This is a genomic window from Haemophilus parahaemolyticus (assembly GCF_002015035.1).
GTDB classification, from domain to species: domain Bacteria; phylum Pseudomonadota; class Gammaproteobacteria; order Enterobacterales; family Pasteurellaceae; genus Haemophilus_A; species Haemophilus_A parahaemolyticus.
The window spans coordinates 31078-44316 of sequence record NZ_MUXY01000022.1 but is presented as its reverse complement, the minus strand read 5'-3'; the positions used below and the strand labels follow the sequence as shown (position 1 = coordinate 44316).

The following is a 13239-nucleotide window of genomic DNA, read 5'->3' as shown; positions in this document are numbered from 1 at the left end:
CTTATTCTACGCTATTCATCGCTTGCCAAATACTCAAAGCTTCAGCCGTTTCGGCAACATCATGCACGCGGACAATTTTTGCTCCGTTTTGAACCGAGAGTAATGCCCCCGTTACGCTGCCAATTACGCGCTGATCCACAGGTTTGCCCGTAATTGCCCCAATCATTGATTTTCTGGAAAGCCCTGCTAACACAGGGAAACCAGAATCGACAAAGGCTTTGAGATGTTTCAATAATTGGTAATTATGTTCAACAGTTTTGCCAAATCCAAAGCCAACATCTAAAATAATATGCTCTTTCGGAATACCTGCAAGCGTACATTCTAAAATGCGGTGGTTTAAAAAATCTGCTACTTCTTCGACGACATCCTCATAATGCGGGGCTTGTTGCATCGTTTGCGGCGAGCCTTGCATATGCATAATGCAGACAGGTAAATCAAGTTCTGCGGCGGTCTCTAGTGCATTGAGTTCTGTTAAGGCTCGAATATCATTGAGAATATCCGCCCCTGCTTTTGCTGACTCGCGGAATACTTCTGCCTTTGAGCTATCTACTGAAATCAAGCAATCAAAACGATTTCTAACGGCTTCAACAAGCGGTACAACTCGCTCAATTTCTTGCGAAACGGTTACAGTTTCTGCATTCGGACGGGTCGATTCGCCACCGATGTCGATAATGTCTGCCCCATCATTGAGCATTTTTTCCACTTGAAATAGTGCTTTATCTAGCGAGAAAAATTTCCCCGAATCGGAAAAAGAATCAGGAGTGAAATTCAAAATGCCCATAATATTCGGGCGAGTTAAATCCAACAAGCGGTCAGATTTTTGTTGGTTTTTGAAATGGATTTGCATTTTGTTCTCCTTTTTCGACCGCTATTTTTCTGCTCGTAACTTCGCCAATACCGCTTTCATTTTTTTATCTAAAGGTGCGGTAATTACCATTTCTTCACCCGTTTTGGGGTGTTCAAAACGGATAGAATAAGCGTGCAAGAACAGGCGATTTAAGCCAATTTGTTGCATTTTCTGGTCGAAATCACGGTCGCCATATTTATCATCACAAGCTATCGGGTGCCCAGCGTGTTGGGTATGCACGCGGATTTGGTGGGTTCGCCCTGTTACTGGCGAGGCCTTTACCAAGGTCGCTGACGGATAACGCTCTTCAATCACAAAACGGGTTTCCGACGGCTTGCCTGCTTCGCTCACTTTTACCATTCTTTCACCGCTTGCAAGTTCATTTTTGAGTAGTGGGGCTTTCACTACTTTAACGTGTGATTGCCATTGCCCTCGTACTAATGCTAAATAATCTTTTTGTACGACTTTTTCACGCAGTTGCTCGTGTAAATTGCGTAATGCTGAGCGTTTTTTAGCAACGAGTAGAATGCCCGATGTATCTCGGTCGATACGGTGTACTAATTCTAAAAAACGTGCTTGCGGACGTAATGCGCGCAAGGCTTCAATTATGCCAAAACTCAAACCGCTTCCGCCGTGCACGGCAATGCCAGAAGGCTTGTTGATCACCAACATCACCTCATCTTCATACAAAATCTGGCTTTCTAATTCCGCCACTTTGTTGAGTTTGGTTGAAACGGGCACTTCGTTCTTCTCTGCCACACGCACAGGTGGCACACGCACGACATCATCTTCTTGAAGTTTGTATTCTGGCTTAATTCGCCCTTTATTGACGCGCACTTCTCCCTTACGTACGATGCGATAAATCAAACTTTTCGGCACACCTTTGAGTTTCGCTAAAAGAAAATTATCCAAACGTTGCCCTGCTTCATCATCGGAAATGGTAAAAAATTGCACGTTTGAACTTATTACTTTTTCTACAGTCATAAAATAATCAATTTAGAGATAATATTGTCCTGAATTCTAACACAATAGCCCCTAAATTGCGGGTAATTTCAATAAAAAGGAAACAAAATGTCACAACCAACTCAAACAGAAACGCAAGCAACGCAAAATATTGATGTGATTGCCACCACGGAAAAAATTTTTAATCAACTTGATTCAATGAGTCTTGATGCCATTCTCCGTGATTGGATTATTCCTTATGGCACAAAAGTTTTTCTAGCAATCGCTATTTTTGTGGTAGGTAAATGGCTTGCTAAAGGTATTAGCCAATTACTGAGTAAAGCTGTGCTAGCTTCAACCAAAGATGAAATGTTACAAAGTTTCGTGCGTTCGATTAGCTATTTCTTACTGCTGCTGATTGTCGTGATTGCCTCGCTTTCCCAACTTGGAATTAACACCAGCTCACTTGTAGCACTGATTGGTGCGGCTGGCTTGGCGATTGGTTTATCGTTACAGAATTCATTACAAAATTTCGCAGCAGGCGTGATGTTATTGATCTTCAAACCCTTTAAAAAAGGCGATTTTATTGAAACTTCAGGTATTAGTGGCACGGTGACTCAGATGGGGCTGGTTGTGCTTGAGCTTCGTACTGGTGATAATAAAACGGTACTTGTACCTAACAGTAATGTGTTTTCAAGCACGATTACTAACTATTCTGCGAATGAAACTCGCCGTGTCGATTTTATTTTTGATATCTCTTACGATGATGATATTGCTCAAGCCAAAGAGATTATTCGAGAAATTTTAGAAAAAGATGACCGTGTGTTAAAAGAACCTAAACCTGTTATCGCTGTTAGCACGTTAGCCTCAAGTAGTGTACAAATCATTGCTCGTCCGTGGGTAAATACGCCGAATTACTATGCGGTTTATTGGCAGGTTACTGAAAATGTGAAAATCGCTTTTGACAAGGCAGGTATTTCAATTCCATTTAACCAATTAGATGTGAATTTGAGCGGTTCTATACCAGAAAGCTCTGTAAAATAGAGTTAATCCCATTCCATCTTCAATGGGTTAATCCCAATTCTCGAGCTGTGTAACCCTACTTTTAATTGCTCAATTCGTTGGCAGATGCGGTTGGTTATACCTTCCGCTTCTGCCATTTTTTCAGGCGTAACACCCTCTGGTGGCTTACCAAATAAAATTGAATTTAGCAGGCGTTCGGCGTGCATTCCTTCATGGCAGTAGTGCAATACGCCAGCATCTTGGAAACAGGTTGCAACATTGGCAATTTTAGTTGTCGCAATACCTAAAGCACCATCTTCTCCTCCTAATTCACGGAAAAGGGCATTTTGCGGAAAGCCACCGCAGGCGAAGAAAAAGGCTCTGCGGACAACCACATTGCCACCGCCAGTCATTCGCATATGCTGCCAAGCATATTCAAATTGCGGATGCGTGGCATATTTTTCCGCAATGCCAACAGGTTTTAAATCAAGGCGAACAAGGCTGACATCAGGGCAGAAATCCATCACGGCTTGAGCCACTTGTAAGGCTTGCGGTTCGTAGGCATCATCAGCATCTAAAAAGGCGATAATTTCCGCTTCACTTTGTAATGCTCCCCAATTTCTTGCTTTTGCTACACCGCCATTTTTCGGCATTTGTTCAATACAAATTTTTTCAGGGAATTGCTTTTTTAGCGATAACATCAGTTCAAATGTGCGATCTGTTGAACTATCATCAACTAGCCAAATTTTCCCTAATTCGGCTTGATTTAACGTACTTTGTACTGACTTCAGCAATGTGTTTTCGGCATTGTAACAAGGAATAATTACATCAATCATATAAATTTTTCTCCTGTTTCATTGAGTACTAAGATGGAGGCATAATCGTCTCTCCAATCACCTAAGACAATACGAGTAAAGCCATTTTCTTGATGAATATGTTCTCGGTGTGTATGCCCATGAATAAGTAATTTTGCTTTAAATTCTGCTACTTTTTCAGCAGTAAATTGTGTATTTACATCCATGATCGTTAAAGATTTTGATTGCTTATCTTGTTGACTTTTGGCTCGAATTTTATTGGCAATCTTCAAGCGGATAAAAAGGGGTAGGCAGAGGAAGAGTTTTTGTCGCCATTTTTGATGTACTTTTCGGCGGAATTGCTGATATTTGACATCGTCAATGCAAAGAGTATCGCCGTGGCAAAGTAATATCTTTTTGCCGTATAAATCAAGTACTTGATAATCAGGCAAAATCTCCATTCCTGTTTCTTGAGCAAAGCGTTGACCAATTAAAAAATCACGGTTTCCGCAAATAAAATAGCATTTCACACCGCTTGAGGTAAGTGTTTTAATAGCTTGTTTGATTTGAACGGTGAGTGAGGATTGCTCATCATCACCAATCCAAAAGTCAAACAAATCACCTAAAATATAAATACTTTCCGCAAGCGGTGCTTTTGTTTGCATAAATTGCAAAAATAGCTCCGTTAATTTAGGAGTAGATTTGCTTAAATGCAAATCGGACATAAAGTAGATCATAGTGTTAAATCAAATTGTTAAAATTAGCAGTAATGTAACGAAAAATAGTAGGCACTGCAAAGAGTAAATTTTGTGATTTAGATCACATTTGTGTGCTTAACTTAAGAGGTAGCTAAAGTAAATGTAATGTTAAAATAAATGTCTGTGATGAGGCGATAAAATTCATCGCCTCATGCTGAACGTGAAAGGTTAACTTTTTAAATTTGCTTCTGTAATATGTTTAATATTTTCTAATACAGCTTGATAATCTATCGTTGGCATTCCCGTACCACCTAAAAAGTGCATTTGCACGTTTTCCACACCACAGAAGTTAAATAAGCCGTTACCAAGCGTGTGGTCGAGTGATTGCAAAAAGCCTTTTTGTTCATATTTCTCATTAGTGTTACCCATTGTGACGAATTGTTGCATTTTCTTGCCTTTGAGTAAGCCAATGGTCTCTTTACCTGTTTGGTAAGCAAAGCCGTGGGTTAATACGCGGTCGATGTAGCCTTTTAAAATCGCGGGGAAACCCATCCACCAAAGCGGGTAAACGAAGGTAATCAAATCCGCTTCTTTCCAGAGAGCCTGTTCGGCTTGCACATCTTCTTCGTATTGTTTGCTGAAGGTGTTGATACACTCTTGCCATTTCAGCACAGGCAGGAAATTTTCTCCGTTTAAATCGCGAATGATAACGTCGTGTCCAGCTGATGCTTCAACGACTTTTTGCAAAACTGCTTGGTTGAAACTTTCAGGATTGGGATGAGCATAGATAATAAGATGGGTCATATTGTGTTCCTTTTGTTATTTGCTTTTAGTGCATTTTACCTGCGAAACAAAATTTTCTCTATCGTTCTTTGATTCTCATCAATAAAAGGAAGATTAGCTTTTTAAATACCTCTTTCAGGTAATAAGGGGAAAATCGGAAAAATCGGATAATATCCATTCAGTATTTTGTAAGTGAAAAATCTGTTTTGAGTGATTTAACTGATCAACATTTGCCACGAAGAGCTTTCTTACGAGGACAATTTTTAAATACGCTGAAAACAGAGCAAACCCAGCTACAAGGCTATTCGGTAGTTCGTCCACCTTGGGCGGATTTGGCAAATTTCTTGGAAAAATGCACCGCTTGCGGGCAGTGTGTGACAGCTTGTGAAACCAAGATTATCAAGCAAGGTGCGGGCGGTTTTCCAGAGGTGGATTTTACTCTTGGCGATAAGGAGTGCACCTTCTGCGAAAAATGCGTAAAAGTGTGTCCAGAGCCTGTTTTTTTGTTAACCAGCGAAGTGGCTTGGTCACATAAGGTGGAAATTTCCGAGCAATGTTTATTGCAACGAAAAATTGAGTGTCGTTCTTGTGGTGATTATTGCCCTGAGCGAGCCATTCGATTCCGTCCAAGTTTAGGCGGAATTGCAATATTATCTTTAGATTTAACCGCTTGTAACGGCTGTGGGGCTTGTTTAAGTGTTTGTCCTGTTAAGGCAATTAGCCTTGTGGATAATTAATATTTTAGTGATTTCTGATGAGTCAATTTAGCGAAAACGAAAATTGGTATGTGTGTAGCATTGTAGTGCAAGCCAGACCAGAAAAATTAGAACAGGTGAAAGCTGAGATTTTAGCCATCCCAACGGCAGAAATCCATGGTGAGAAACCTGAGGAGGGAAAATTGGTGGTGACTCTTGAAAGTAACCGTCAATTAGCTCTTGCTGATTTAATGGATGAAATTAAAGGCATTTCAGGTGTGATTGTAGTGTCATTAATTTCAAATTATTTAGATGAAAAATAATAGCGTGGGAAAAATTATGGAACTCAATCGTAGAGATTTTATGAAAGCCAATGCAGCGATGGCGGCAGCGGCGGCGGCGGGAATGACGATTCCTGTGAAAAGTGTCTATGCGGAAGATATGGGCATTAAGTGGGACAAAGCCCCGTGTCGTTTCTGCGGAACAGGCTGTAGCGTATTGGTCGGCACCAAAGATGGTCGTGTGGTGGCAACCCAAGGCGACCCAGATGCAGAAGTAAACCGTGGCTTGAACTGTATTAAAGGCTACTTCCTGTCCAAAATTATGTACGGTGCAGACCGTGTACAAACGCCTTTATTGCGTATGAAAGAGGGCAAATTCCATAAAGAGGGCGATTTCACGCCTGTGACTTGGGATCAGGCTTTCACTGTGATGGCGGAAAAAGTGAAAGATATCTTGAAGAAAAAAGAACCGAATTCTGTTGGTATGTTCTCTTCGGGTCAAACCACGATTTTTGAAGGCTATGCGAAAGTGAAACTGTGGAAAGCGGGTTTGCGTTCTAATACTATCGACCCGAATGCACGCCACTGTATGGCATCTGCTGCGGTAGCCTTTATGCGTACCTTCGGTATGGATGAACCAATGGGTTGCTATAACGATATCGAAAAAACCGATGCTTTTGTGCTTTGGGGCTCTAATATGGCGGAAATGCACCCTATTTTATGGAGTCGTATTTCTGATCGCCGTTTATCTAATGACAATGTCCGTGTGGTAGTCATGTCTACTTTCGAACATCGTTCATTTGAATTGGCGGATACTCCAATCATCTTCAAACCGCATTCAGACTTGGCAATCCTCAACTATATTGCGAACTACATTATTCAAAACGATAAAGTGAACTGGGATTTCGTCAATAAACATACTAAGTTTAAACGTGGTGAAACCGACATCGGTTACGGCTTACGCCCAGAACATCCGCTTCAAAAAGCGGCGAAAAACGTGAAAACCGCGGGCAAAATGTACGATTCTGACTTTGAAGAATTCAAGAAAATCGTTGCCCCTTACACGCTTGAGAAAGCACACGAAATGTCTGGCGTACCGAAAGATCAGCTTGAAACACTTGCAAAAATGTATGCAGATCCAGAGAAAAATATTGTTTCTTACTGGACGATGGGCTTTAACCAACACACTCGCGGTGTGTGGGTAAACCAAATGATGTATAACGTGCATTTATTGACAGGTAAAATCTCAAAACCAGGTTGTGGACCGTTCTCGCTAACAGGTCAGCCATCAGCTTGTGGTACGGCTCGTGAAGTAGGGACTTTCGTTCACCGTTTACCAGCGGATATGGTGGTCACCAACCCTAAACACGTTGAAATTGCTGAGAAAAAATGGAAATTACCAAAAGGCACGATCCCAACTGTGCCAGGCTATCCAGCAGTACAACAAAGCCGTGCCTTAAAAGATGGCAAGATGAATTTCCTATGGCAGATGTGTACCAACAATATGCAAGGTGGCCCAAATATTAATGAAGAAATTTTCCCAGGCTGGCGTAACCCTGAGAACTTCATTGTGGTTTCAGACCCTTACCCATCAGTTTCAGCAGTGGCAGCAGACTTAATCCTGCCAACCTGTATGTGGGTAGAAAAAGAGGGTGGTTATGGTAATGCAGAGCGTCGTACACAGTTATGGCGTCAACAAGTTAAAGGTCCGGGCGAATCTCGTTCAGACTTATGGCAAATTGTGGAATTCTCTAAATACTTCAAAACTGACGAAGTATGGGGCGAAGAATTATTAGCACAAATGCCTGAATATCGTGGCAAAACACTTTATGAAGTGCTTTACGAAAATGGCGAAGTAAACAAATTCAACGTGCCAACCGATATTCCTGGTTATCTCAACGATGAAGCGGATCACTTCGGTTACTACTTACAAAAAGGCTTGTTTGAAGAATATGCTTCATTCGGTCGCGGTCACGGTCACGACTTAGCCTCATTCGACACTTATCACCAAGTGCGCGGTTTACGCTGGCCAGTGGTGAAAGATGAAAAAACAGGCGAATTTAAAGAGACCTTATGGCGTTATCGTGAAGGCTTCGACCCGTATGTGAAAGCGGGCGAAGAAGTGGCGTTCTATGGATACCCAGACAAAAAAGCGATTATCTTAGGTGTGCCGTATGAGGGCCCTGCGGAAAGTCCAGACGAAGAGTACGATTTATGGCTCTGTACAGGTCGTGTGTTAGAACACTGGCATACAGGTACAATGACTCGTCGCGTACCTGAATTGCACCGTGCATTCCCGAACAACCTTGTTTGGATGCACCCAGCAGATGCGAAAAAACGTGGTTTACGCCACGGTGATAAAGTGAAATTGATTACCCGTCGCGGTGAAATGATTTCACACTTAGACACCCGCGGTCGTAACAAATGCCCAGAAGGTTTGATTTTCACCACCTTCTTCGATGCAGGTCAGTTAGCCAATAAATTAACTTTAGATGCAACCGACCCTATTTCAGGCGAAACCGATTACAAAAAATGTGCGGTGAAAGTGGTTAAGGCGTAAATATACTCCCCTCTTTAGAAAAGAGGGGCAGGGGGAGATTTGATTACGATGTCTCATCTCCTATGAGGTTGAAGTTACTTCTACCAAATCTCCCCTAACCCCTCTTTGCTAAAGAGGGGGATCTATATCACTAAGCGGTCAATTTCCGCAAATCTTTTGCAAAATCCGACCGCTTGAATACCGCAAAAAGGAAACGCTATGAAACTAGATCCAAACCGCCGTCAATTTTTGAAAAATGTGACACGAACTGCGGCGGGGGTATGTGGAGCAGGCGTTATTCTTGGATTGCAACAACAGCAAGCTAAGGCGAAAGAAGGCGTGGCTCTGCGTCCACCTGGGGCGTTGCCAGAAAACGAATTCTTAGCTGCTTGTACCCGTTGCGGGCAGTGTGTGCAGGCGTGTCCTTACGATATGTTGCACTTAGCTTCGCTGATTGCTCCGATGGAAGCAGGAACGCCGTATTTCGTGGCACGCGATAAGCCTTGCGAAATGTGTCCCGATATTCCTTGTATGAACGCTTGTCCGAGTGGTGCATTAAGCGAAGAGCTTAAAAATATCAACGATGCCCGTATGGGCTTGGCTGTGTTACTTGACCACGAAACCTGCCTCAACTGGCAAGGATTGCGTTGCGATGTGTGCTACCGAGTTTGTCCGCTGATTGACAAGGCGATTACGCTTGAGAATGTCCATAACGATCGCACAGGCATTCACGCCAAATTGATTCCAACCGTGCATTCTGATACTTGCACAGGCTGCGGTAAATGTGAACAAGCATGTGTGTTGGAGGAGGCGGCGATTAAAGTGTTACCGATGGATTTAGCCAAAGGCTTGCTCGGGCGCCATTATCGCTTAGGTTGGAAAGAGAAACAGAATGCAGGTAAAGCTCTAATTGAGGAACAGCACCCTGACGGATTGCGTCCGCAGTTTGAGGCAAGAATGCCAGAGGGGATGAGTGAAGCAAGCTATAAACCAATGCAAGTGAAGCCAAATCAGAAAGTGGCAACACCAAGCCGTGCTTCTATGGATTATGTGCCAAGTTCAACCACTGTGCCAGAAGCGGAACATTTCCCAAATTTAGACTTAAATATTAAGGGGGTGAAATAGTGGCAGTTGCTCCAAAATATACCCCAAATAAACCCAAAGATGCGGGCTTAGAAGCTCGGCAAAAATTGGGATGGTGGCGAGCTTATCGCTTCCTGATTTTAAGACGGCTCAGCCAATTGAGCATCATTTTGATGTTTTTGAGCGGGCCGATGTGGAATGTCTGGATCTTAAAAGGCAATTATAGCTCGAGTATGTTATTCGACACCGTGCCGCTGACTGATCCGCTGATTACTGCAGAAAGTTTAGCCACAGGTTACTTTCCTGAAATGACTACGCTTATCGGTGCGTTCATCATTGTGCTGTTTTATGCGGTTGTGGCAAGCAAAGCCTTTTGTAGCTGGGTTTGTCCAATGAATATAGTGACCGATGCCGCTGCGTGGCTCAGACGCAAACTCGGCATTCGTCAATCGCTAAAAATCTCCCGCGAATTACGTTATGTGATTCTAGGTGTGATTTTAGTCGGCAGTGCTTTCACAGGCTCGTTGCTGTGGGAATGGATTAACCCCGTTGCTGCTATTGGACGTGTTTTCGTTTATGGCTTAGGAGCAACACTCTGGCTAGTTGCAGTTATTTTCCTGTTCGATTTACTAGTTGCTGAACACGGCTGGTGCGGTCATCTCTGTCCGATTGGGGCAATGTATGGCGTAATTGGAGCAAAAAGTTTAGTGAAAGTGAATGTGGTGGATCGCAGCCGTTGCGACCGCTGTATGGACTGCTACAACGTCTGCCCAGAGCCACAAGTGTTGCGTATTCCACTGCACGGTAAGCCTGAAGATAGCCAAATTGTGTTGGCGAAAGATTGTATTACTTGCGGACGTTGTATTGACGTTTGCGCTGAAAATGTTTTTGCATTTGGTTCTCGGTTTGAGAAGCAAATTAACATTAAAAATTTGTAAAATTGTAATGGAGTGATTTATGAAAAAATTCCTTGCTGTAATGCTAATGGCACTTTCGGGTGTGGCTTTAGCAGATGCCCCAAAAGTGGCAAATAATATTGAAGGTGCGGCAGAAAGTATTGCCCCAGCTTTTACCACCCCTCCTAAAGATGTGGGTAATATTCCGATTACTTTCCCACACCAGCCGCCACTCGTGCCACATAGCATTCGTGGTTTACAAGTAACGAAAAATGCCAACCAATGTTTGGGCTGCCACTCACCTGATGTTGCCCCAACTACAGGTGCCCCACGTGTGCCAGAAAGCCATTTCTTAGATCGCGATGGTAAACGCACTGAGGGTACATCACCGCGCCGTTACTTCTGCTTACAATGCCATGTGCAGCAAGCAAACGTAAACCCAATTATTCAAAATAAATTTGACACTATTCGCCAGGCACAAGGCAAATAAGGAGCAACGAAATGATTAAAAAAATTTGTACTTGGCTTCGTACGCCAAGTAAATTAGCAATTGGTACATTAATTATTATCATCGGTGTTGGCACCTTAATTGCCTCAGCTGGCTTTAACAAAGGGATGGAAATGACTAACACAGAGCAATTCTGTTCGGATTGTCATATGAACGATGTTGTGCCGGAATACCAAGCATCAATCCACTTTAGCAATCGTTCAGGCGTGAAAGCGATCTGTTCTGACTGTCACGTGCCACACGAATTTGTGCCGAAAATGATCCGCAAAATGCAGGCTTCGACTGAAGTTTATGCACACATCACAGGCAAAGTGGATACCAAAGAGAAATTCGAAGCACACCGCTTAGAAATGGCAGAACGTGAATGGGCACGTATGAAAGCCAACAACTCAAAAGAGTGCCGCAACTGCCACAACTTTGATGATATGGACTTCACCCAACAAAAAACGGTAGCACAACAAATGCACGCCTTGGCACAAGAGCAAAACAAAACTTGTATCGACTGCCATAAAGGTATTGCCCACAATCTGCCACATATGGAAAAAGTACAAAAATCCTTTATTCCTGCGGATATGATTAAAGCGGAAGAGAAGAAATAATTTCTATAGCTAGAAACAACAAGCGGTTCAATTTGGTAAAAGTTTTACCATTTTGAGCCGCTTTTTGTTAAAGTGAAAAAAACAGAATGAGAATAATATTATGACACAACTTCATCTTCAAAATGCCACCTTTCTACTCGATCAACGAAAAAAACTCAACATTGAAAATCTGACGATTCAAACCAACGATTTCTGGGCAATTGTGGGCGGAAATGGTTCAGGGAAATCTGCCTTAGCTCAAGCATTATGCGGAAAAATTCTTTATTCGGCTGGTGAGCTGCAAAATGATTTTCAACGCATTGTGATGCTCTCTTTTGAGCAGCAACAGAAAATAATGGAAGCGATTTTTAATGATCGCAATAACGATACTGTAAGCCCTGATGATTTTGGACTCACCGCTCGCCAAGTGATTTTAGCAGACACAAAAAATGAAAAGTTATGTGAAGAATACGCAGCAAAATTAGGGATTACCTCTTTGCTTGAGCGCCCATTTATGCAACTTTCTACGGGTGAGAGTCGCAAAGTACTGTTTTGTCAAATGTTGGTCAGTGAGCCTGATTTATTGATTTTGGACGAGCCCTTTGAAGGGTTAGATCAAGCCTCTCAACGTTATTGGCAGCAATTAATGATGGAAATTCGTAAGAAAATGACAGTAGTACTGATTGTTAATCGTTTTGGAGATATTCCTACTTGTGCAACCCATATTGCACTGTTGGATAGTTTGCAGCTGATTTTGCAAGGTAAAAGGGCGAATGTTGAGCAACAAGCGGTCTATTCTCAGCTAAAATTTGCAGAAGAAAATATGCACGCCTCTCTGCCAGGAAGCCTCTCGGCAAAAGAGAAAATTGAAGGGAATCCATTTGAGCTAGAAAATGTAACTATTCAATATGGAGAGCAAAAAATTATTGATAATTTAACTTGGACGATGCAACCGCAGCAACACTGGTGGATTAAAGGCCCAAATGGTGCGGGGAAATCTACCTTGCTTTCGATTATCACAGGCGATCACCCGCAGGCTTATGCGAACAAAGTTAAATTGTTCGGTCGCCAACGGGGAACTGGGGAAACCATTTGGGAAATCAAAAAGCACATTGGTTACGTAAGCAGCCAATTGCATATGGATTATCGCGTGAATTGCTCTGCGTTAGAAGTGATTGTTTCGGGCTTTTTTGACTCCATCGGCGTTTATCAACGTATTCCCGAAAGTGTGAGAATGAAAGCGATGGAGTGGCTTGCTCGATTAAACTTGCAAAATCTTGCCCAAACGCCATTCCGCTCTCTTTCTTGGGGGCAACAACGGTTGTTGCTGATTACACGGGCGATGATCAAACACCCGCCCATTCTGATTTTAGATGAACCACTGCAAGGTTTAGATGGGTTAAATCGCCAACTCGTGAAGCAATTTATCGAACAGCTGGTACAAAATAGTGAAACACAGTTGCTATTTGTTTCTCACCAAGATGCTGATGCACCAAACTGCTTAACCCATTTATTAGAGTTTGTACCGAGCGAAATAGGCTATGTTTATCGACAGGCAGAATTGGGTTAATTTTTTCAGGTTGAATTTCTTAT

At 42.6% G+C, this 13239-nt stretch carries 14 protein-coding genes; 9 read left to right on the top strand and 5 right to left on the bottom strand.

The features are described 5' to 3' along the window. Window position 1: 1 nt before the first annotated feature. Together folP and rluC are read right to left on the bottom strand one after the other, a co-directional pair. A complete protein-coding gene (gene folP, locus B0185_RS09455; protein WP_005707064.1) occupies window positions 2–847 on the bottom strand; it encodes a dihydropteroate synthase in 846 nt (281 codons plus the stop codon). A gap of 21 nt (window positions 848–868) precedes the next feature. Continuing rightward, entirely contained in the window at window positions 869–1831 is a 963-nt protein-coding gene (gene rluC / locus B0185_RS09450) for a 23S rRNA pseudouridine(955/2504/2580) synthase RluC (protein ID WP_005707031.1), read from the bottom strand. 87 nt (window positions 1832–1918) lie between these two features. Here rluC and B0185_RS09445 point away from each other — a divergent pair, with 87 nt between their 5' ends. Next, a complete protein-coding gene (locus tag B0185_RS09445) occupies window positions 1919–2833 on the top strand; it encodes a mechanosensitive ion channel family protein (protein WP_005707029.1) in 915 nt (304 codons plus the stop codon). A 2-nt stretch (window positions 2834–2835) separates the two neighbouring features. Here the strand turns inward: B0185_RS09445 and B0185_RS09440 are convergent, their stop codons facing one another. From B0185_RS09440 to B0185_RS09430, 3 genes are all read right to left on the bottom strand, one after another. Then, a complete protein-coding gene (locus B0185_RS09440) occupies window positions 2836–3627 on the bottom strand; it encodes a glycosyltransferase family 2 protein (RefSeq protein ID WP_005707039.1) in 792 nt (263 codons plus the stop codon). Beyond that, complete coding sequence (lpxH, locus tag B0185_RS09435; protein ID WP_039863353.1) at window positions 3624–4322, bottom strand: UDP-2,3-diacylglucosamine diphosphatase; 699 nt, start codon at window positions 4320–4322, stop codon at window positions 3624–3626. Before lpxH ends, B0185_RS09440 begins: the two co-directional genes overlap by 4 nt. 189 nt (window positions 4323–4511) lie before the next feature. Then, window positions 4512–5087, bottom strand: a complete 576-nt coding sequence (locus B0185_RS09430; protein ID WP_005707075.1) for an NAD(P)H-dependent oxidoreductase — start codon at window positions 5085–5087, stop codon at window positions 4512–4514. Between the two features lie 185 nt (window positions 5088–5272). Here B0185_RS09430 and napF point away from each other — a divergent pair, with 185 nt between their 5' ends. From napF to modF, 8 genes are all read left to right on the top strand, one after another. Beyond that, window positions 5273–5803: a ferredoxin-type protein NapF gene (napF, locus tag B0185_RS09425; protein ID WP_005707059.1), complete on the top strand. Its 531-nt coding sequence runs from the start codon at window positions 5273–5275 to the stop codon at window positions 5801–5803. A gap of 17 nt (window positions 5804–5820) precedes the next feature. Next, window positions 5821–6084 (top strand): chaperone NapD, encoded by a 264-nt coding sequence (locus B0185_RS09420; RefSeq protein ID WP_005707085.1) that lies wholly within the window; start codon window positions 5821–5823, stop codon window positions 6082–6084. 16 nt (window positions 6085–6100) lie between these two features. Beyond that, entirely contained in the window at window positions 6101–8602 is a 2502-nt protein-coding gene (gene napA / locus B0185_RS09415) for a nitrate reductase catalytic subunit NapA (protein ID WP_039863362.1), read from the top strand. Window positions 8603–8800: 198 nt separating this feature from the next. Next, entirely contained in the window at window positions 8801–9706 is a 906-nt protein-coding gene (gene napG / locus B0185_RS09410; protein WP_005707073.1) for a ferredoxin-type protein NapG, read from the top strand. Beyond that, window positions 9706–10602 (top strand): quinol dehydrogenase ferredoxin subunit NapH, encoded by an 897-nt coding sequence (gene napH, locus B0185_RS09405; RefSeq protein ID WP_005707057.1) that lies wholly within the window; start codon window positions 9706–9708, stop codon window positions 10600–10602. The genes napG and napH overlap by 1 nt, the downstream gene beginning before the upstream one ends. 19 nt (window positions 10603–10621) lie before the next feature. After that, window positions 10622–11050 carry a nitrate reductase cytochrome c-type subunit gene (locus B0185_RS09400; protein WP_005707052.1) on the top strand — a complete coding sequence of 143 codons (429 nt, stop codon included), beginning with the start codon at window positions 10622–10624 and terminating at the stop codon, window positions 11048–11050. Window positions 11051–11061: 11 nt separating this feature from the next. Further along, window positions 11062–11667, top strand: coding sequence for a NapC/NirT family cytochrome c (locus tag B0185_RS09395; protein WP_005707065.1), 606 nt, complete (start codon window positions 11062–11064; stop codon window positions 11665–11667). A 100-nt stretch (window positions 11668–11767) separates the two neighbouring features. Further along, a complete protein-coding gene (modF, locus tag B0185_RS09390; protein ID WP_005707028.1) occupies window positions 11768–13216 on the top strand; it encodes a molybdate ABC transporter ATP-binding protein ModF in 1449 nt (482 codons plus the stop codon). The last annotated feature ends 23 nt before the right edge of the window (window positions 13217–13239 follow it).

Excerpts from the sequence above, each read along its gene's own strand:
- napG (WP_005707073.1), top strand. The coding sequence starts at position 8,801 with ATGAAACTAGATCCAAACCGCCGTCAATTTTTGAAAAATGTGACACGA.
- folP (WP_005707064.1), bottom strand. The coding sequence starts at position 847 with ATGCAAATCCATTTCAAAAACCAACAAAAATCTGACCGCTTGTTGGAT.
- rluC (WP_005707031.1), bottom strand. The coding sequence starts at position 1,831 with ATGACTGTAGAAAAAGTAATAAGTTCAAACGTGCAATTTTTTACCATT.
- modF (WP_005707028.1), top strand. The coding sequence starts at position 11,768 with ATGACACAACTTCATCTTCAAAATGCCACCTTTCTACTCGATCAACGA.
- B0185_RS09420 (WP_005707085.1), top strand. The coding sequence starts at position 5,821 with ATGAGTCAATTTAGCGAAAACGAAAATTGGTATGTGTGTAGCATTGTA.
- B0185_RS09400 (WP_005707052.1), top strand. The coding sequence starts at position 10,622 with ATGAAAAAATTCCTTGCTGTAATGCTAATGGCACTTTCGGGTGTGGCT.
- B0185_RS09445 (WP_005707029.1), top strand. The coding sequence starts at position 1,919 with ATGTCACAACCAACTCAAACAGAAACGCAAGCAACGCAAAATATTGAT.
- napA (WP_039863362.1), top strand. The coding sequence starts at position 6,101 with ATGGAACTCAATCGTAGAGATTTTATGAAAGCCAATGCAGCGATGGCG.
- B0185_RS09440 (WP_005707039.1), bottom strand. The coding sequence starts at position 3,627 with ATGATTGATGTAATTATTCCTTGTTACAATGCCGAAAACACATTGCTG.
- B0185_RS09430 (WP_005707075.1), bottom strand. The coding sequence starts at position 5,087 with ATGACCCATCTTATTATCTATGCTCATCCCAATCCTGAAAGTTTCAAC.
- B0185_RS09395 (WP_005707065.1), top strand. The coding sequence starts at position 11,062 with ATGATTAAAAAAATTTGTACTTGGCTTCGTACGCCAAGTAAATTAGCA.
- lpxH (WP_039863353.1), bottom strand. The coding sequence starts at position 4,322 with ATGATCTACTTTATGTCCGATTTGCATTTAAGCAAATCTACTCCTAAA.